The organism is Sandarakinorhabdus glacialis (assembly GCF_014643455.1).
GTDB lineage: Bacteria > Pseudomonadota > Alphaproteobacteria > Sphingomonadales > Sphingomonadaceae > Sandarakinorhabdus > Sandarakinorhabdus glacialis.
In genome coordinates, this window is record NZ_BMJM01000003.1 from 72,872 (window position 1) to 92,842 (window position 19,971).

At 66.2% G+C, this 19,971-nt stretch carries 17 protein-coding genes; 13 read left to right on the top strand and 4 right to left on the bottom strand.

Translation table 11 applies throughout. The annotated features are described in order from the left end of the window. Positions 1-21 precede the first annotated feature (21 nt). The 3 genes from mtgA to IEW98_RS05260 form a co-directional block, all read right to left on the bottom strand. Entirely contained in the window at positions 22-672 is a 651-nt protein-coding gene (gene mtgA, locus IEW98_RS05250; protein ID WP_243450563.1) for a monofunctional biosynthetic peptidoglycan transglycosylase, read from the bottom strand. Positions 673-805: 133 nt separating this feature from the next. Then, positions 806-1,714, bottom strand: coding sequence for an RNA polymerase sigma factor RpoH (gene rpoH, locus IEW98_RS05255; RefSeq protein WP_188761889.1), 909 nt, complete (start codon positions 1,712-1,714; stop codon positions 806-808). Between the two features lie 11 nt (positions 1,715-1,725). Further along, the gene (locus IEW98_RS05260) at positions 1,726-2,685 is read right to left on the bottom strand and encodes an RluA family pseudouridine synthase (RefSeq protein WP_188761890.1); all 960 of its coding nucleotides are present in this window, start codon (positions 2,683-2,685) and stop codon (positions 1,726-1,728) included. 18 nt (positions 2,686-2,703) lie between these two features. On the opposite strand from IEW98_RS05260, the gene IEW98_RS05265 reads away from it, so the two are divergent. From IEW98_RS05265 to IEW98_RS05305, 9 genes are all read left to right on the top strand, one after another. Further along, positions 2,704-3,132, top strand: coding sequence for a M67 family metallopeptidase (locus IEW98_RS05265; protein ID WP_188761891.1), 429 nt, complete (start codon positions 2,704-2,706; stop codon positions 3,130-3,132). Further along, positions 3,132-3,353, top strand: coding sequence for a cold-shock protein (locus IEW98_RS05270; protein ID WP_188761892.1), 222 nt, complete (start codon positions 3,132-3,134; stop codon positions 3,351-3,353). Before IEW98_RS05265 ends, IEW98_RS05270 begins: the two co-directional genes overlap by 1 nt. Then, entirely contained in the window at positions 3,350-3,892 is a 543-nt protein-coding gene (locus tag IEW98_RS16720; protein ID WP_188761893.1) for a hypothetical protein, read from the top strand. Before IEW98_RS05270 ends, IEW98_RS16720 begins: the two co-directional genes overlap by 4 nt. Positions 3,893-4,094: 202 nt before the next feature. Next, positions 4,095-4,862 (top strand): J domain-containing protein, encoded by a 768-nt coding sequence (locus IEW98_RS05280; RefSeq protein WP_188761894.1) that lies wholly within the window; start codon positions 4,095-4,097, stop codon positions 4,860-4,862. Then, a complete protein-coding gene (locus tag IEW98_RS05285) occupies positions 4,859-5,731 on the top strand; it encodes a DMT family transporter (RefSeq protein ID WP_188761895.1) in 873 nt (290 codons plus the stop codon). Before IEW98_RS05280 ends, IEW98_RS05285 begins: the two co-directional genes overlap by 4 nt. After that, on the top strand, positions 5,728-6,396 hold the full coding sequence (locus IEW98_RS05290; RefSeq protein ID WP_188761896.1) for an N-acetylmuramoyl-L-alanine amidase: 669 nt from the start codon (positions 5,728-5,730) through the stop codon (positions 6,394-6,396). Before IEW98_RS05285 ends, IEW98_RS05290 begins: the two co-directional genes overlap by 4 nt. Positions 6,397-6,515: 119 nt before the next feature. Then, positions 6,516-7,289: an SDR family NAD(P)-dependent oxidoreductase gene (locus IEW98_RS05295; RefSeq protein ID WP_188761897.1), complete on the top strand. Its 774-nt coding sequence runs from the start codon at positions 6,516-6,518 to the stop codon at positions 7,287-7,289. Beyond that, entirely contained in the window at positions 7,289-8,086 is a 798-nt protein-coding gene (locus IEW98_RS05300) for an enoyl-CoA hydratase/isomerase family protein (protein ID WP_188761898.1), read from the top strand. The genes IEW98_RS05295 and IEW98_RS05300 overlap by 1 nt, the downstream gene beginning before the upstream one ends. A 6-nt stretch (positions 8,087-8,092) precedes the next feature. Then, positions 8,093-10,129 carry an oxidoreductase gene (locus IEW98_RS05305; protein ID WP_279380345.1) on the top strand — a complete coding sequence of 679 codons (2,037 nt, stop codon included), beginning with the start codon at positions 8,093-8,095 and terminating at the stop codon, positions 10,127-10,129. A 255-nt stretch (positions 10,130-10,384) separates the two neighbouring features. Here IEW98_RS05305 and IEW98_RS05310 read toward each other — a convergent pair whose 3' ends face one another. Beyond that, positions 10,385-11,932: an acyl-CoA carboxylase subunit beta gene (locus IEW98_RS05310; RefSeq protein ID WP_188761899.1), complete on the bottom strand. Its 1,548-nt coding sequence runs from the start codon at positions 11,930-11,932 to the stop codon at positions 10,385-10,387. 554 nt (positions 11,933-12,486) lie between these two features. Between IEW98_RS05310 and IEW98_RS05315 the strand changes: the two genes are divergently transcribed. The 4 genes from IEW98_RS05315 (at position 12,487) to uvrA (ending at position 17,217) form a co-directional block, all read left to right on the top strand. Further along, positions 12,487-13,191 carry a helix-turn-helix transcriptional regulator gene (locus IEW98_RS05315; RefSeq protein ID WP_188761900.1) on the top strand — a complete coding sequence of 235 codons (705 nt, stop codon included), beginning with the start codon at positions 12,487-12,489 and terminating at the stop codon, positions 13,189-13,191. Between the two features lie 82 nt (positions 13,192-13,273). Further along, entirely contained in the window at positions 13,274-13,660 is a 387-nt protein-coding gene (locus IEW98_RS05320; protein ID WP_188761901.1) for a hypothetical protein, read from the top strand. Positions 13,661-13,741: 81 nt separating this feature from the next. After that, entirely contained in the window at positions 13,742-14,158 is a 417-nt protein-coding gene (locus IEW98_RS05325) for a hypothetical protein (protein WP_188761902.1), read from the top strand. Positions 14,159-14,331: 173 nt separating this feature from the next. Next, on the top strand, positions 14,332-17,217 hold the full coding sequence (gene uvrA, locus IEW98_RS05330; protein WP_188761903.1) for an excinuclease ABC subunit UvrA: 2,886 nt from the start codon (positions 14,332-14,334) through the stop codon (positions 17,215-17,217). Positions 17,218-19,971: the final 2,754 nt, after the last annotated feature.

The following is a 19,971-nucleotide window of genomic DNA, read 5'->3' on the forward strand; positions in this document are numbered from 1 at the left end:
ATGACGAAGATATGCTACCCCTCACCGCAAGCAGGCGTCGATCTTCTCTCTCTTGATATACCGCGCCCGCTTCTCGATGCTGCGCGCATAGCGCTTCACATACCGCCCGGGCCGCGCCGCATCGCGCTTGATCGGCTGCGGCAATATCGCCGCGATGCGCGATGCCTGCGCCGTCGTCAGATCCGCCGCGCTTACACCGAAATAATGCTGCGCCGCTGCCTCGACGCCGTAGACCCCGGTGCCCATCTCGGCGATGTTGAGATAGACCTCCATGATCCGCGGCTTGCCCCAGACCGCCTCGATCAGCACGGTGAACCACGCCTCCAATCCCTTGCGGACATACGACCGCCCCGGCCACAGGAAGGCGTTCTTCGCCGTCTGCTGCGAAATCGTCGAGCCACCGCGCAGCTTGGTCTTGCCGTCGGCCTTGGCCTTTTCATTGCGCGCCGCGGCCTGCTCCATCGCCTCGAAATCGAAACCCTTGTGCTCGCAAAACCGCCAATCCTCGGCGCCGATTACCGCGCGCGGCACCGCCGGCGCAATCGCCGACAGTGGCACCCAGTCGCGCTCGACATGGCGGCCCTCGATCGCATCGCGCGCCATCGGCCAGGTCAGTGGCACCGGCACAAACCGATACGCCACAACCCACATCACGCTGAGAAGGATTAACATGAGTACGGCCTTGCCCGCAAAGACAAGGACGCGAACGATCGGATTGCGGCGGCTGGCTGTTGGCACTTGGATTCCGGCAGTGGAACGGTCTTGTGTCAGCCTGCCGGGCCAGACGTCAACAGCCCCAAATCACTTATACCGGCTCGGGCAGCAAGCGCCGCTCGCCGGCCAGCGAATGCATCGCCTTCGACAGCTTCTCGAACGCCCGCACCTCGATCTGCCGCACCCGCTCGCGGCTGATGCCGTATTGCTGCGACAGCTCCTCGAGCGTCTCCGGCTCATCGACCAGGCGCCGCTGGGTCAGGATGTGCTTTTCACGATCGTTGAGCGCATCCATCGCCGACGTCAGCAGCCCGTGGCGCTGGTCGCGCTCCTGCTCGTCGGCGACCATCTCGTCCTGCAACGGGCCGGTATCCGCCAGCCAATCCTGCCACTCGCCTTCGCCTTCCTCGCGCAGCGGTGCATTGAGCGACGTATCGCCGCCCATCGACATGCGGCGGTTCATGCTGATCACTTCGTCCTGGGTCACACCCAAAGTCGTCGCGATCTTCTCGACATCGAGATGGCGCATGTCGCCGTCTTCCATGGCGTTGAGCTTGCCCTTCAGCCGCCGCAGGTTGAAGAACAGCTTCTTCTGCGCAGCCGTCGTGCCGATCTTTACCAGGCTCCACGAGCGCAGGATATATTCCTGGATCGAGGCGCGGATCCACCACATCGCATAGGTCGCCAATCGGAAACCCTTTTCGGCGTCGAATTTCTTGACGCCTTGGATCAGCCCGATATTGCCCTCGGAAATCAGCTCGGCGACCGGCAGGCCATAGCCGCGATAACCCATGGCGATCTTGGCGACGAGCCGCAGGTGCGACGTCACCAGCTTGGCGGCGGCCTCGGGATCCTGATGCTCCTCCCAACGCTTGGCGAGCATATATTCCTGCTCGGGCGCCAACAGCGGAAACTTGCGGATTTCGGACAAATAACGGTTCAACCCGGCTTCACCGCCGAGCGCGGGAATGCTGGTTTTGACTGCAGGCACATTGGCCATGATAAAACTCCCTAACCTTCGGCGCCTGAAAGACGACCGATTAACTCCATTATATCCGCTGGCAGCGCGGATTCGAAAGACAGTTTTTCTTGTGTGACCGGATGAACAAACCCCAGCGTCGCCGCATGGAGGGCCTGCCGCGCAAACCCAAGCTCGGTCATAACCGCCGAAAGGCTTCCCGGGGTCCGGCCATAAGCAGCATCTCCCAGTAAAGCATGGCCAAATGACGCCATATGAACCCGGATCTGATGCGTTCGCCCGGTCTCCAGCCGGCATTCCACCTGCGCCGATGCCCGCAGCGGCGCTATGGTGCGGTAATGCGTCACGGCCCGTTTTCCCTTGCCCTCGGGGACGATCGCCATCTTCTGCCGGTTGGCGCTCGACCGTGCCAGCGACGCCTCGATGCGCCCCGCCGGCGGCACTGGATGCCCCATCACCACCGCCGTATAGCGCCGTTCGACGGTATGCGCCGCGAACTGCCGCGACAGGAATTCATGCGCCGGATCGGTCTTGGCGACCACCAGCAGCCCCGACGTATCCTTGTCGATGCGGTGGACGATCCCCGGCCGCGCCACCCCGCCGATGCCGGACAAGCGCCCGGCGCAATGATGCAGCAGCGCGTTGACCATGGTGCCGTCGTAATTTCCCGCCGCCGGATGGACGACCAGTCCCGCCGGCTTGTCGACGACGAGCAAGGACTCGTCCTCATAGACGATGGTCAGCGGAATATCCTGCGCCAGCGTCTCCGAGGCTCGCGGCTCCGGAATGACCAATGTCAGCGCCTCGCCGCCCTTCACCTTGAGTGCCGGGTCCCACAGCACCCCGGCCGGCCCAGTCACCCGCCCGCCGCCAACCAGCGCCTTCAGTCGCTCGCGCGAATGCTGCGGCAGCTCGATCGCCAGCGCACGGTCCAGCCGCAGCCCGGCCGCGCTCGCGGGCAAAACAAGATCAATCGACTTTTCGGCCCCCATGTCCTAGCGGATGTGCTTATGATCGTTCGAATTGCAAGCGGGGTCTTAGAATCCCTTCGCGCCGCAGCTTCAGCGGTTCATCCCAACGAATGTTGCGGGCTCATCACTGGCAAGCCCGGCCTCATCGAGGCGATCGTTCCGGCGCGCAACGTCAGCCCGCATCCGGCGACCAGCTTCGAAATCGACCCCGGCATCTTGCTCAAGACCCACCGCGACGTCCGCGCCGTCCAGCGACAGGTCCTCGGCCATTATCACAGCCACCCCAACGGCAGCACCGAGCCGTCGCCGCGCGACGCCGCCCGCGCCACTCACAACGGCCAGTTGTCGATCATCATCGCCGCCGGCAACATCACCGGCTGGGAGGTCGTTGCCCAGCAGAACCAGGACGACCCCGAATCCGACGCCGTCCACGGGCGGTTCGTGCCCGTGAAGCTGCTCGGCGTCTGATGGCCAGCGGTGCGGTGAAATGGTTCGATGCCAGGAAAGGCTTCGGCTTCATCACGCCCGATCTCGGCCCGCGCGACGTCTTTGTCCATGTTTCCGCGATCACCGCGGCCGGGCTTGAAATCGTCATCCCCGGCGATCGTTTCGATTTCGAACTGGCCCAGAGCGGCGACGGACGCCTCATCGCGCTCGGCCTGAGACCGCGACAGGATCCTCCGGCATGACCGATACCCTCCTCGCCGGCTTCATCGTCAAATGGATGACGCATGATTTCGCCAGCCCGATCGCCACGGCAATGACCGCCAGCGAATTGCTGTCCGACACCCCCGATGCCGAAATCAACGGCCTCGTCCAGGAAAGCACCGTCCGCCTCGCCGGCCGCCTCCGGCTCGTCCGCGCCGCGCTGGCCCCCGGTGCGTCGCCGATCGGCGACGCCGCGCTCGAAAAACTCGTCCGCGGCGGCCTCGACGGCACCGCCATCACCTGGTCGCGCTCCGGCACCGACAGCGACGGCCTGCGTGCCAAGGTCATCGCCGGCAGCGCGCTGCTGCTCGCCGACCTGCGCCGCGGCCAGCCGCTGACCGTCACCGACACCCATGCCCAATGGGAAACCCCCGTCGCGCTGCCCGACGCGGTCGCCGCCGCCCTCGCCGGCAAACCCGCCACCGACAGCCGCTCCGCCGTCGCCGCGCTGCTCGCTGCCACCGCCGCCAATGCCGGCCTCGTCCTCACCGCGACCGCCGACGGCATCGCCTGGGGCTAGACGCGACAATTGTCCGTCCTGTCATCCCGGGCTCGACCCGGGACCCAGTTGCGTCTCTGCGGCATGATAGACCGTAACCCGAGGCGAAACCCGAACGACAGATCAATCAATCACCTCGCAAAGGATCGAAAACAGTGCCTGAGCGGCGTGACCCGCGCCTTGCAATCCCCTAAGACCCACGGGTGACGCGAACTTTCCCCTCATGAGCATCTGGGTCGTGATCGCCGGAGCCGCGACCGCGCTGCTTGTCGGCGGGCCGCTCGGCGCGCTTGCCGCTTCGGCGAACCTTGGCAGTCGCAGCGCCGATGACCCTGCCCGCGAGCGCAGCAGCCTTGCGCGCGTCCGCGACGGTGGCCTCGCCCGCCTGCGCGCCGGCACGCAGGAACGCCGCCGCGTCGCCTTCACCATCGCCGCCATTGCACTGGCCGCCAAGATGGCGCGCGCCGATGGCGATGCATCGGCCGCCGAGTTCGCCACCTTCCAGCGGCTGTTCCAGGTCGACGCTCCCGAAACCGACAACGCCCGGCGTTTCTACGATCTCGCCAAGAAATCCATGGCGGGTTTCGAATCCTATGCCGAACAGGTCGCGACCCTGCTCGGCGACGGGTCGCCGATGCTCGAGGACCTGCTCGACGCGCTCTGGCTGATCGCCGAAACAGATGGCTTCCACCCCGGCGAGATCGACTATCTCGATCAGGTCGCGGCGCGGCTCGGTTTCGACGCCGCCGCCACGGCACGCATCCGTGCCCGTCACACCGGCCCGGCACAGGACGACCCCTGGGCGATCCTCGGCGTGCGCCCCGGCGCCGATGCTGCCGCCTTGCGCACCGCCTATCACGCGCTTGTCCGCCAATATCACCCCGACCGACATCTTGCCGAAGGCGTGCCCGCCGAATTCATCCGCGTCACCGAAAGCCGCATGGCCGTCATAAATGCCGCCTATGCCCGCGTCACCGGAAAATCGGGATGAAACCCAAGCACCTCCTGCTCATCCTCGTCATCAATTTCGTCTGGGCCTTCAACGTGGTCGCGGTGAAGATGGCGGTGACCGAGGCACAGCCGCTGACCGCCGTGGCGCTGCGCTACTGTATCGTGCTGCTTGTCTGCCTGCCGTGGCTGCGCTGGCAACCCGGCCGCATGGGCACCATCCTCGTCACCGGCCTGATCGCCGGCGCACTGTTCATGGGCCTTGGCGGGCTCGGCTTTGCGCTCGCCGACAATGTTTCGGCGCTCGCCATCGCCGGGCAATTGGGCGTGCCGTTCAGCCTGCTGCTCGCGGTCTTCGTCTACCGCGAACGCATCCGCTGGCCGCGCATCACCGCTGTCGTCCTCTGCTTCCTCGGCGTGGCCGTCATGGGCTTCGACCCCGCCATCGCCCACGAAAGCATCGCCCTGTGGCTCACCGTCACCGCGTCCTTGTGCTGGGCGATCGGCAACCTCCTGTTCCGCAAGCTGGCGGGCATCAGCGTGCTGACCATCCACGCCTGGCTGGCGCTGATCAGCATCCCGATGCTCTTCGGCGCCAGCCTGATCTTCGAACCCGGCGCCTTCGCCCGCATCCCCGACCTGCGCCTCGATACCTGGGGCTGGATCACCTATTCGGCGCTCGGTGCGTCGCTGCTCGGCCATGGCGGCATGAGTTGGCTGTTCCAACGCTACCCCGTCTCGACCGTGTCGCCGCTGACCCTGCCGGCGCCGCTGCTGTCGGTCATCATGGCCGTCGTCGTGCTCGGCACCCCGATCACCGGGCAAATGGTCGCCGGCGGCATCCTGACCCTGATCGGCGTCGCCATCATCACCACACGGACGGCGCAGAAACGCGACCTCGAACCGTCATGACTCCAATCCATCGCCCCAGCCCCAATTTCGACGCCCGCCGCCACCCGGTCTCGATGATCGTGCTCCACTATACCGGCATGGAGTCCGCCGCCGCCGCGCTCGACGCGCTGACCAGCCCCTTGTCGAAAGTCTCCGCGCACTGGGTCGTCGCTGAAGACGGCCAGGTCGTCGCGCTCGTCGACGAAACAGCCCGCGCCTGGCACGCCGGCGTCGCATATTGGCGCGGCATCACCGACGTCAACAGCGCCAGCATCGGCATCGAGATCGTCAATCCCGGCCATGAATTCGGCTATCGCCCCTTCCCCGAGCCCCAGATGGCCGCAGTCCAGCGACTCGTCGCCGCCGCAGTAAAGCGCTTCGGCATCGACCGGTCGAATGTCGTCGGCCATTCGGACGTCGCCCCCGCCCGCAAGCAGGACCCTGGCGAACTCTTCGACTGGCCCCGCCTCGCCCGCGCCGACCTCGCCGCGCCGATCCCGACCGGTGGCTACGACCCTAACTGGACCGATCCCGGCACCCTCGCCGCCCTCGCCCGCTACGGCTACAACATCACCGACCCCCAAGCCGCCATTACCGCCTTCCAGCGCCGCTTCCGCCCGGACGTCGTGGACGGCATCATCGACCCAGAAACCCGCGAAATCCTCCGCTCCTTATCCTCCCCCTAGAGGGGGGAGGCGAGAGACGCCTCTTGGCGGCCCGGGTGGGGGTGTCTCCCGCCCAGAACCAAGCCCACTCCCAGATGCACCAGTAGCCAACCCCGCCCTTTCAAGGCGAGGGTCACCCCATGACCTACCCCCTCCCCAATTTCAGCACCGACCTTACCGGCCAGGTCGCCCTTGTCACCGGCGCCTCCGCCGGCCTCGGCTGGCGCTTCGCCAAGGTCCTCGCCGCCGCCGGCGCCCATGTCGCCGTAACCGCCCGCCGCACCGACAAACTCGACGCCCTCGTCGCCGAAATCACCGCAGCGGGTGGCAAGGCCCAGGCCTTCGCCCTCGACGTCACCGACGCCGACCAGCTCAAGACCATCGTCGGCACCGTCGAAGCCGCAATGGGCCCGGTCACCATCCTCATCAATAACGCCGGCATTCCCGACGCCCAGCGCGCCGTGAAAATGTCGCTCGATCTCATCGACCGCGTCCTCGACACCAACGTCCGCGCCCCCTTCATCCTGTCCTGCGAAGTCGCCCGCCGCCTCATCGAGGCCGAAACCCCCGGCCGCATCGTCAACATCGCTTCGATGGCCGCCTATGAATATGGCGGCAACGGCGCCGCACTCTACTCCACCAGCAAAGGCGCCGTCGTCCGCATGACCGAAGCGCTCTCTGTCGAATGGGCAAAGCAGCACATCAACGTCAACGCCATCGCACCCGGCGCTTTCAATTCCGAAATGATGGACGGCATGCTCGCCCGCGTCGGCGACATAAGCCAGCATTTCCGCCGCAAGCGCCTCGGCGACCCCGCCCAACTCGACAGCGCCTTGCTGTTCCTCGTCTCGCCATCGTCCGATTTCGTCACCGGCACCGTGCTCAAGGTCGACGACGGCCAGGGGTCACGCTGATGATTTACACCACCATCACCGTCGAAAAGCGCGGCGCCACGGACTGGCTCACCCTCAATCGCCCCGAGGCAATGAACGCCATCTCGCTGACCATGGTCCACGAGCTAAACGACTATTTCGGCGGCCTCTATAACGACAGCAGCACCCGCATCGTCGTCATGCGCGGCGCCGGCCGCGCGTTCAGCGCCGGCCTCGACATCAAGGACCAATCGCGCGACCCCGCCTCCGTCCCCTTCGGCGGCGGCTTCGGCTTCCAGGGCTATCTCGCCGACGTCTACATCAAGATGCGCCGCTGCCCGCAGCCGATCATCGCCCTCATCCACGGCCCCGCCTGCGGTGGCGGCTTCGCCTTCGCGCTCGCCTCCGACATCCGCATCGCCGGCGAAAGCGCCCGCATGAACGCCGCCTTCATCCGCCTCGGCCTGTCGTCGTGCGACATGGGCGTCAGCTATTTCCTGCCCCGCCTCGTCGGTGCCTCGGTCGCCGCCGAACTCATGCTAACCGGCCGCTTCATCCACGCCCCCCGCGCGCTCGCTGTCGGCCTGGTTTCCGAAGTCGTTCCCGACGACGCGCTCGAGGCCACCGCCCAAATCTATGTCGACGAGATGATCACCACCTCCCCCATCGGTTTGCGGATGACCAAGGAAGGCCTCGCCATGGCGATCGACGCGCCCGGCCTTGAAGCCGCCATGGCCATCGAAAACCGCAACCAGCTCATGTGCGCCGCAACCAGCGATTTCGCCGAAGGCATGCGCGCATTTCTCGAAAAGCGGCCAGCCGTCTATACCGGGCGTTAAGGACACATGATGATCGGTCAAACCCGCTACCCGCACGTATTCCAGCCGCTCGACCTGGGCTTCACCCGGCTGAAAAACCGCATCCTGATGGGCTCGATGCACACCGGCCTCGAGGAAGCCCCCAACGGCTTCGTCCGCCAGGCCGCCTATTACGCCGAGCGCGCGCGCGGCGGCGTCGGCATGATCATCACCGGCGGTATCTTCCCCAATCTCGAAGGCGGCGGCGGCAGCAAGCTCTCGACGCCCGCTGAAGCCGAGCAGCACCGCATCGTCACCACCGCCGTCCATGCCGCCGACCCCGACGTCAAGATCGTCATGCAGATCCTCCACGCCGGCCCGCTCGCCCATACCGCCGCCGCCGTCGCCCCCTCCCCCGTCCGCTCGCGCATCGGCGCCTATGTGCCCAACGAACTCGACGAGGACGGCATCGAAAAACAGCTGGAGGATTTCGCCAATTGCGCCGCGATGGCAAAACTTGCGGGCTACGACGGCGTCGAGATCATCGGCTCGGCCGGCTATCTCCTGTCGACCTTCCTCGTCGAAAAAACCAACCGCCGCACCGACGAGTGGGGCGGCCCCTTCGAAAACCGCATGCGCTTCCCCGTCGAAGTCGTCCGCCGCGTGCGAGCTGCAGTAGGCAATGATTTCATCCTCATCTTCCGCATCGCCGCGATGGACATGCTCGAAGGCGGCATGGCCTGGGACGAAGTCGTCACGCTCGCCAAGGCTGTCGAGGCCGCCGGCGCCACCATCATGAGCACACATTTCTGCTGGCACGAAGCCCAGGTGCCGACCATCGCCACCATGGTCCCGCGCGCCGCCTTCGCCCAGGTCACCGGCCGCCTGCGCAAACACCTGACGATCCCGCTGATCACCAGCAACCGCATCAACATGCCCGCCGTCGCCGAGGAAGTCCTCGCCCGCGGCGACGCCGATCTCGTCTCGATGGCGCGGCCCATGCTCGCCGACCCCGACCTCGTCATCAAGGCGCTCGAAGGCCGCGAGGACGAGATCAACACCTGCATCGCCTGCAACCAGGCCTGCCTCGACCACACTTTCACCGGCAAGCTGACCTCGTGTCTCGTCAACCCGCGCGCCTGCCGCGAAACCGAGCTGATCATCGTGCCTACCAAGACTCCGCGCCGCCTCGCCGTCGTCGGTGCCGGTCCCGCCGGCCTCGCCTATGCCGTCACCGCCGCCGAGCGCGGCCACAACGTCACCCTATACGACGGCCACACCGAAATCGGCGGCCAGTTCAACCTCGCCAAGCAGATTCCCGGCAAGGAAGAGTTCCACGAAACCCTGCGCTACTACGCCCGCATGATCGAAAAGCTCGGCATCACCCTCAAGCTCGGCACCCGCGTTGACGCCGCCACCCTGCAATCCGCAGGCTTCGATGAAGTCATCATCGCCACCGGCATCGATGCTCGCCACCCCGAAATCAGCGGCGTCGACCACCCCAAGGCAGTGAAATACATGGACGTCATCAACGCCCGCGTCGACGTCGGCCAAAAGGTCGCCATCATCGGCGCCGGCGGCATCGGCTTCGACGTCGCCGAACTCATCACCCATCAAGGCACGTCCGCCGCCACCGACATCGGCGTCTTCGCCAAGGAATGGGGCATCGATTTCGAGAACCACCCCCGCGGCGGCGTAACCGGCATCGTCCCGCAAGTCGCCACCTCGGGCCGCGAGGTCACCATCTTCCAGCGCAAGGCCGGCGCCCCCGGCAAGGGCCTCGGCAAGACCACCGGCTGGACCCACCGCCTGACCCTGCAACGCCGCGGCGTCCAGATGGTCGGCGGCGTTGAATATGTCCGCATCGACGACGATGGCCTCCACGTCATCCTGAACGGCGAACCGCGTCTCTACGACGTCGACACCGTCATCATCTGCGCCGGCCAGGTCCCGGCGCGCGGCCTCTACGACGAACTCGTCGCCCTCGGCGTCAAGGCCAGCCTCATCGGCGGCGCCTTCGAAGCCCTCGAACTCGACGCCAAGCGCGCCATCAACCAGGCCACGGAACTAGCCGCCGCCGCCTGAGGACTGACCAACCCCAAAAAAAATGCACTCGTCATGCTGAACTCGTTTCAGCATCCACCGCGCCGCAAAGCCAGGACCTCCCAGGCGCACCGGCTCGAATTGCCATGCCTTACCCGAAGACAGAGCCGCCGGCGGCCGGGGCCGCAGGCCCCGGACCCCATCCAAAAGATTCGTCATCAGCGCCATTCACCACTGGCAAGGCACAACAAATGGGGTTTGGGGCCTGCGGCCCCAACCGCCGGAGGCCTACCCCCGCTAAGGCCGCAACCCCCGCCCCCGTCGCCCAACCTTCAACGCCCGCTGCGCCAAATTGACGAACTCGCACAATTCCGCCCGCGTCTCGCGCGGATCGATGATCGCCTCGATCCCGTAATGCTCCGCCGTCCGGAACGGCGACCTAACCCGGTTGAGGCGTTCCTTGATTTCCGCGAGCCGCGCCGCCGGGTCCTCGCACCCTTCCAGCTCGGCGCGATACGCCGCCTCGAGACCGCCCGAAATCGGCAAAGACCCCCAATCGCCCGATGGCCACGCCAGCCGCCAGCGGAACCGGTCGGCCGGCGCATGGCCGCTGCCTGCCATGCCGTACGCCTTGCGCAATATCACCGCGCACCAGGGTACCGATGATTGATATATGGCTGCCAACGCCCTGGAACCCCAGCGAATTGTGCCTTCGTCCTCGGCCCGGCGCCCGATCAGGAAGCCCGGATTGTCGACAAGATGGACGACCGGCAGGTGGAAGGTATCGGCCAAATCCACCATCCGTTCGACCTTGCGCGCCGTCGCCGCCGTCCACAATCCGCCCAAGCTTTCCGAGTTCGAGGCGATCACCGCGACCGGCCAGCCGTCGATCCGCGCCAGCCCGGTGACGACGCCCAGCCCCCATTCGCGGCCGATCTCGAACCAGCTATCTTTGTCGACAATCGCCTCGACGATCGGCCGCACCGGGTACAGCTTGCGCCCATCGCGCGGCACCGCCGTCGCCAGCCAGTCCTCGCCCTTGCGCCTTTTGTCCTTTACCGGGCCACGCGCCGACAATTCGTCAACGTTGCTCGGCAGATACGACAGGAACCTCCGAAGCCGTGCGAACGCCTCGGCTTCGCTCGACACCCGATCGTCGACAGCGCCGTTGCGCGCATGAATATGCGCGCCGCCGAGTTCCTCCTTGGTCCGCACCTCGCCGGCGGCGGCGACCACCGGCGGCCCGGCAACGAACATCTGCGCGACGCCTTCCACCAGCAGCGAATAATGCGCCATCACCTGCCGCCCGGCGCCAAGTCCCGCGACCGGCCCCAGCCCGAGCGCCACCACGGGCACGCGCGACAGATTGTCGACCATGATCTCCCAGCCGGGGATCTCGGGGATATAGGTATAGCCCATGGTTTCGAGCGTCCGTACCGACCCGCCGCCGCCGGTGCCCTCGATCATGCGAATGAGCGGCATGCCATATTCGCTCGCCAGCCGCTCGGCATCGGTCAGCTTGCGGTGCAGGCTGGCATCGGCCGCGCCGCCGCGAACGGTGAAGTCGTCGGCGGTCAACACCACCGGCCGACCATCGATGCTGGCACGCCCGAACAGGAAATTCGCCGGCTGGAACGACAGCATGTCGCCATCCTCGGCATAGGCGGCGAAGCCCGCCAGTGCACCGATCTCGCGAAAACTGCCTTCGTCGGCGACCGCGGCAATGCGCTCGCGGGCGTTCATCCGGCCCATGGCGCGCTGCTTTTCCAGCTTTGCCTCGCCCCCCATCGCCAGTGCCGCTTGGCGGCGCCGCGCCAGCTCGTCGAGTTCAAGGGTCCAGGTCATCACACCAGCTTACGGCGCGCTGACTAGAAGGAAACCCCCCAGAGGAACCCCCCCAGAGGAAACATCATTGTCCACGCTGCAGCAAATTTGCGGACTGCCTCGGCGCAAGTGCCGCGCCGCACGCTTGTTGATGTGATCACCTCCCGTCCAGCCAAAATGTCATTAACTGTAGCTAGTGCACGGAAGAAACGTCGGCAAAACTGTCCACGACCGTCGTCCTTCTGGGAGCGAGAACCGTTAACAATGCAATATCTGTTCCCTCCCGGCATAACCAGCCACAACGCCGAATCAGGAAGCGATTCTCGTGACTTTGCACATCTGGACTGCCAGTTGTGACAGTTCGGTACGCCTTCGTGGCAGCGCAATCCGGGTGCGATGCAGCAAATCTCCGCATAAAACAGTTCGTTAACGATGATTACGCGGCGGTACGTTCCAAGGTTGCCACCAATGATCAGCCAAATGTGAAGGGAAACCTTGCTTCATCATGTCTTTTAAGCAAAAATGCGTAGTGAGTTTATGCTCGGATCGATCGAAAAACAAAGGCGGGTCAGCGGATGCGCATCGGGTTTGATGAAGAATTGGCGGATACCCTTGACATTCCGGCACCCGCAAGGCGGTGTGTTGTAGTGACAACACGGCCTCCCTTGCCGCAGCCCGACCTGTCTGCCCTGACCGATGGCCAGCGCGATTGTCTGCGCCTCGTTTACCAGCACATGACGTCCAAGGACATCGCCCGCATCCTCGGTGTCTCGCCCCACACCGTCGACATGCGCCTGCGCACTGCGATGAAGGTGCTTTCCGTTGGCAGCCGCATCGAAGCGGCGCGCCTGCTCGTGCAGGACGAAGCCGGCGGCGAAGTGATGCCCGACGCCTATCAACCTCTGATATATCAGGTACCGGATGTTGCCGATGTAACGAATTCCGTCAACTTGGGGTCACCGGCCTCAAGCGGGGATGACGACAGTGCCCATCACCATCCCATGTCCCGCTTCAGTCCGGATGTCGGTCTGCCCGCCAGCGGCCCTCCCCGTCTGGCGGGCACATCGATGCCCTTCGAAATGTCGCAACAAGCCAGCTGGGCGGGTGCCTCGGTACACGATCCTGACACCCGCTCACTGGCCGGGTCGCGGCCCTGGGGAAAAAAGAACGATCTATCCATCGGCGCACGCCTTGGTTGGATCCTGCTCATAGCGATCGGTTCGTCACTGGCGTTCGGCTCCCTCCTGGGTGCTCTCGCTGCCTTGAAGACCCTGCTCTAAGCTTCCGGATGATGGTCATCCGGAAGGATGACAATCAACGCACCGGCGGGTTACCCGCCGTGCGTTTCCGAAGGAACGCGCCATGATCGCAGTCAACAACGTCCAGGCTTTCACCAACACCGGCGGCCAGACCCGCATCATGGCGAACCAGATTTCCGACCAGCTCATCGCCGCCGAAGCCGCAATCGACGCAGCCGTCTCCGCCGTCGCCATGCTCACCGCGCAAATGCCGTTGGTGACACAACAGGCCAACCTCGGTACCCATATTGCCCAGGAAGCCCTGATGCACGCCATGGAAACCTGCCAGCAGCTGGTCAAGGCCCGTACCAACATCATTCGCACCCACAAGGCGCTGCGCACCGCGCAGATCGAGATCGGCCTCGGCGAAGTCGCGATCGGCGACATGCGCGGTTGCCCCGACAGCGCCGAACTGACCCCGCAGCGCCAGATCGCCGCCGTCGCCGCCTGACCCTGGCCAGACTGCCGGCGGCTTGCACCATTACGGGAGCAGCCGCCAGTCTGTGTTCAACAGTTCTGGAGGGAACCTTAAATGTTGTGGCAACTTCTCGGGTTTGCGGCGCTCGCCATCAGTTGCGGCGTCGCCATGAAATGGGGTGGCTTCGATGAACGCGTCGCCGCCTTCGGCCTGATCCTCGCCGTCATCGCATCGAACTTCGTCGGCGAAGGCAAATATCTGCACACCGAAAATGGCGTGCTCGTCGTCGACGTTCTGCTGTTCGGCGGCCTCCTGCTGCTCGCTCTCAAAAGCGACCGCTTCTGGCCGATGTGGGCCGCGGCGTTTCAGCTTGTCGGCACCATGATCCACTTCGCCAGCATGTCGCAGACCGGCAATGGCTGGGCCTATTTCGTGGCACTGATCTTCTGGACCTTCCCGGTCTTCATCGCTCTCGCAGTCGGGACCTGGCTCGAAGGTCGCTTCCGCCGCGACATGCCGCACTGGCAATAGTCGCGCCGGCGACGACACCGAAACGGCGGCGGGGACCATCCCCGCCGCCCTTTTCGCGTCATTCGCGCCTTTTTCCGCAGTGCGCGGCATCCTGAACAATTGCCCCGGGGCCGCTGCGACACTATCTCCAGAATAGCTTGCGATATGCGAACAAATCTGGAACAAACCTCCTCATGCTGACTCACATAAGCGTTCGCGGTGCGCGCGAGCACAACCTCAAGGGCGTCGATGTCGACCTGCCCAAGAACAGCCTGACGGTCATCACCGGCCTGTCCGGCAGCGGCAAATCCTCGCTCGCCTTCGACACCATCTACGCCGAGGGCCAGCGCCGCTACGTCGAATCGCTCTCCGCCTACGCGCGCCAGTTCCTCGAGCTGATGTCCAAGCCCGACGTCGACCACATCGAGGGCCTCTCCCCCGCCATCAGCATCGAGCAGAAGACCACCAGCAAGAACCCGCGCTCCACGGTCGCCACGGTCACCGAGATCTACGATTACATGCGGCTCCTATGGGCCCGCGTCGGCGTCCCCTACAGTCCCGCCACCGGTCTCCCCATCACCGCACAAACCGTCTCCCAGATGGTCGACCGCGTCATGGCGCTCCCCGAAGGCACCCGCTTGTTCCTGCTCGCCCCCATCGTCCGCGGCCGCAAGGGCGAATACCGCAAGGAGCTCGCCCAGCTGCAAAAGGACGGCTTCACCCGCGTCAAGATCGACGGCGACTTCCACGACATCGATGCCGCCCCCGCCCTCGACAAGAAATACAAGCACGACATCGACGTCGTCGTCGACCGGATCGTCGTCAAGGACGGCATCGAATCCCGCCTCGCCGAAAGCTTCGAGACCGCGCTCAAGCTCGCCGAAGGCCTCGCCATGGCCGAGTTCGCCGACGCCCCCGAAGGCCAGGTCCCCGAACGCATCACCTTCTCCGAAAAATTCGCCTGCCCCGTCTCCGGCTTCACCATCGCCGAGATCGAGCCCCGATTGTTCTCCTTCAACGCCCCCCAGGGCGCCTGCCCCGCCTGCGACGGCCTCGGCGAAAAGCTCCTCTTCGACGAAGACCTCATCGTCCCCAACCACGCCCTCACCATCGACAAGGGCGCCGTCATGCCCTGGGCCAAGTCCCAGCCCCCCAGCCCCTATTACCAGCAGGTCCTGGCTTCCGTCGGCCGCGCCTACGGCTTCACCGTCCGCTCCAAATGGACCGATCTCACCCCCGAAGCCCAGCACGCCGTCCTCCACGGCACCGCCGGCAAACCCATCCCCCTGCGCTTCGAGGATGGCCGCAAGTCCTACGAAGTCGTCAAGCCCTTCGAGGGCGTCATCGCCAACCTCGAAAAGCGCCTGCGCGCCACCGAATCCGCCTGGATGCGCGAGGAGCTCTCGCGCTACCAATCCTCCGCCCCGTGCGAAACCTGCCACGGCGACCGCCTCAAGCCCGAGGCCCTCGCCGTCAAGATCGCCGGCGAGACCATCGCCGACGCCGTCCGCCGCCCCGTCAGCCAGGCCTTCCCCTGGGCCAAGAACCTCGCCGACAAGCTCACCCCAAAGCAGCGCACCATCGGCGAGCGCATCCTCAAGGAAATCATCGAGCGCCTCGGCTTCCTCGACAACGTCGGCCTCGATTACCTCAACCTCGATCGCAAGTCCGGCACGCTTTCCGGCGGCGAATCCCAGCGCATCCGCCTCGCCAGCCAGATCGGCTCGGGCCTCTCCGGCGTCCTCTACGTCCTCGACGAGCCCAGCATCGGCCTTCATCAACGCGACAACGACCGCCTGCTCGTCACCCTCCGCCGCCTCCGCGATCTCGGCAACACCGTCCTCGTCGTCGAGCACGACGAAGACGCCATCCGCACCGCCGACTATATCGTCGACATGGGCCCCGGCGCCGGCGTGCATGGTGGGGAAGTCGTGGCGCGCGGCACCCTCGCCGACATCCTCGCCACCAAGGGCAGCGTCACCGGCGACTATCTCTCCGGCCGCCGCATGGTCCCCCTCCCCGCCGTTCGCCGCAAGGGCACCGGCAAGAAACTCACCGTCAAGAACGCCCGCGGCAACAACCTCCAGGGCGTCACCGCCAGCATCCCGCTCGGCACCTTCACCTGCATCACCGGCGTCTCCGGCAGCGGCAAGTCGACCTTCACCATCGACACGCTCTACGCCGCCGCCGCGCGCGAGCTCAACGGCGCCCGCATCGTCATGGCCGCGCACGACAGCATCGACGGCCTGCAGCACCTCGACAAGGTCATCGACATCGACCAGTCCCCGATCGGCCGCACCCCGCGCTCGAACCCGGCCACCTACACCGGCGCCTTCACCAACATCCGCGACTGGTTCGCCGGCCTCCCCGAATCCCAGGCCCGCGGCTACAAGCCCGGCCGCTTCAGCTTCAACGTCAAGGGCGGCCGCTGCGAGGCCTGCTCGGGCGACGGCCTCATCAAGATCGAGATGCACTTCCTGCCCGACGTCTACGTCACCTGCGACGTCTGCCACGGCGCCCGCTACAACCGCGAAACCCTCGAGGTAAAGTTCAAGGGCCGCAGCATCGCCGACGTCCTCGACATGACCGTCGAGGACGGCCTCGAATTCTTCAAGGCCGTCCCCCCCATCCGCGACAAGCTCGCCATGCTCCACGAAGTCGGCCTCGGCTACGTCAAGGTCGGCCAGCAAGCCACCACCCTCAGCGGCGGCGAAGCCCAGCGCGTCAAGCTCGCCAAGGAACTCGCCCGGAGAGCAACCGGCCAGACCCTCTACATCCTCGACGAACCCACCACCGGGCTCCATTTCGAAGACGTGAGAAAACTCCTAGAAGTCCTCCACGCGCTAGTCGACCAGGGCAACACAGTAGTAGTAATCGAGCACAACCTAGACGTGATAAAAACCGCCGACTGGGTCATCGACCTCGGCCCCGACGGTGGCGACAAGGGCGGCCAGATCGTGGCCGTCGGCACCCCCGAGGTCATCGCCGCCACCAAGGCCAGCCACACCGGCCATTACCTCGCCCCCCTGCTAACCTCCACAGCCGCCGAAGAAAAACCAAAACGTAAAGCCAAGGCGTAAACCCCTCTCCCCTTGAGGGAGAGGGCGACTCGCGCCCCCGCGCGGCGGGGAGAGGGGTCAGCATCCCGCAGCAGGCGCCCCGCAAAACCCGCCGCCCTTAGCGGCGAGAGGGCAAGGGCCCTCTTCTTCCCCCCTCCCTTCTTCAAGGGAGGGGTCGGGGGTGGGTTAGTGCCCCAATTTCCCCAAGCCCCCCTCTCCCGCCCACGGGAGGGGCGACACGCGCCCCACCGCGGCGGGTGAGGGTGCACCCCATCCCCCCCTAACCCCCTCCCCTTGAGGGAGAGGACGACACGCGCCCCAGCGCGGCGGGGAGAGGGGTCCTCATCCCGCAGCAAGCGCCTAACCCCTCTCCCACTCGGGGAGAGGGAGGGGCCCGCCGCGTCTTCGCGGTGGGAGGGTGAGGGCACTCTCTGCCCCCCTCCCTTCTTCAGCCGCAGGCAACGCCTTCGCGTCAACGGAGGGGCCAGGGGTGAGTACGTGCAATCCTCTCCCAACCCGCTCCTCCCCACGAGGGCGAAGCAACCATCAACCCACACAGCCAAGCCGCCACCCGCGCAGAAAGCCCAAGCCCCCAAACCTCACCCCCACTACCCGTCACCCCGGCGAAGGCCGGGGCCCATCTCCCGCCCCTCCAAAACGCCCAATCCACCAAAGCCCACCCTTGTCCTCCCCCTCAAGGGGGGAGGCGAGAGACGGCAAAGCCGGCCCGGGTGGGGGTGACGCAACAAGCCAACCCCTGCCCTCACCCCACGCGGGCGAGGCGTTCGTGCAGCGAGCGACGCAGATGCCAAGCCGCCCGGGAAGTCCTATCTCCCAAGGCCCGCCCCCTCCACCGTCACCCGGCAAAGCCCCACCCCCTCCACCCGTCACCCCGGCGGAGGCCGGGGCCCATCTCCCGCCCCTCCAGAACGCCCCAATCAAGCAAAGCCAGCCCGTCCTCCCCCTCAAGGGGGACGGCGAGAGACGGCAAAGCCGGCCCGGGTGGGGGTGACACAACAAGCCAACCCCTACCCTCGCCCCACACGAGCGAGGCGTTCGTACAGCGAGCGACGCAGGTGCCAGGCCGCCCGGGAAATCCTATCTCCCAAGGCCCGCCCCCTCCACCATCACCCGGCGAAGGCGCACCCCCTTCCACCCGTCACCCGGCAAAGCCCCACCCCCTCCACCCGTCACCCCGGCGCAGGCCGGGGCCCATCTCCCGCCCCTCCAAAACGCCCCAATCCACCAAAGCCCAGCCTTGTCCTCCCCCTCAAGGGAGCAGGCGAGAAACGGCAAAGCCGGCCCGGGTGGGGGTGACGCAACAAGCCAACCCCTGCCCTCGCCATGAGAGCGAGCCGTTCGTACAGCGAGCGACGCAGGCGCCAGGCCGCCCGGGAAATCCTATCTCCCAAGGCCCGCCCCCTCTACCGTCACCCGGCAAAGGCCCCCCCTTCCACCCGTCACCCGGCGTAGCCTCACCCCCTCCACCCGTCACCCCGGCGGAGGCCGGGGCCCATCTCCCGCCCCTCCAGAACGCCCCAATCAACCAAAGCCAGCCCGTCCTCCCCCTCAAGGGAGCAGGCGAGAAACGGCAAAGCCGCCCCGGGTGGGGGTGACGCAACAAGCCAACCCCTGCCCTCACCCCACGCGAGCGAGCCGTTCGTGCAGCGAGCGACACAGGTTCCAAGCCGCCCGGGAAGTCCTATCTCCCAAGGCCCGCCCCCTCCACCGTCACCCGGCGAAGGCCCACCCCCTTCCACCCGTCACCCGGCGTACCCCCGCACCCTCCACCCGTCACCCCGGCGCAGGCCGGGGCCCATCTCCCACCCCTCCAGAACGCCCCAATCAACCAAAGCCCACCCTTGCCCTCCCCCTCAAGGGGGGAGGCGAGAGACGGCAAAACCGGCCCGGGTGAGGGTGACGCAATGAGGAAACCCCTGTCCTTGCCCCACGCGAGCGAGGCGTTCCCACAGCGAGCGACGCTGGTGCCAAGCCGCCCGGGAAATCCTATCTCCCAAGGCCCGCCGCCTCCACCGTCATCCGGCGAAGGCCCACCCCCTTCCACCCGTCACCCGGCGTAGCCCCACCCCCTACTACCCGTCACCCCGGCGCAGGCCGGGGCCCATCTCCCACCCCTCCAGAACGCCCCAATCAACCAAACCCAGCCCGTCCTCCCCCTCAAGGGGGGAGGCGAGAGACGGCAAAACCGGCCCGGGTGAGGGTGACGCAACAAGCCAACCCCTGCCCGCTCGCCCCACACGAGCGAGGCGTTCGTACAGCGAACGACGCAGGTGCCAGGCCGCCCGGGAAACCCTATCTCCCAAGGCCCGCCCCCTCCATCGTCACCCGGCAAAGGCCCACCCCTCCACCCGTCACCCCGGCGCAGGCCGGGGCCCATCTCCCGCCCGTCCAGAACGCCTCAATCCACCAAAGCCCACCCTGGTCCTCCCCCTCAAGGGGGGAGGCGAGAGACGGCAAAGCCGGCCCGGGTGGGGGTGACGCAACAAGCCAAACCCTGCCCTCGCGCCATGCGAGCGAGGCGTTCGTGCAGCGAGCCACGCAGGTGCCAGGCCGCCCGGGAAATCCTATCTCCCAAGGCACACCCCCTCCACCGTCACCCGGCGAAGGCCCACTCCTTCCACCCGTCACCCGGAGTAGCGCCACCCCCTCCACCCGTCACCCCGGCGGAGGCCGGGGCCCATCTCCCGACTTCGCAGAAAACTGCCCTTTCCCACCGCAGAACGCGCGACACCGTCGCAAACCGGCAGCAAAGCC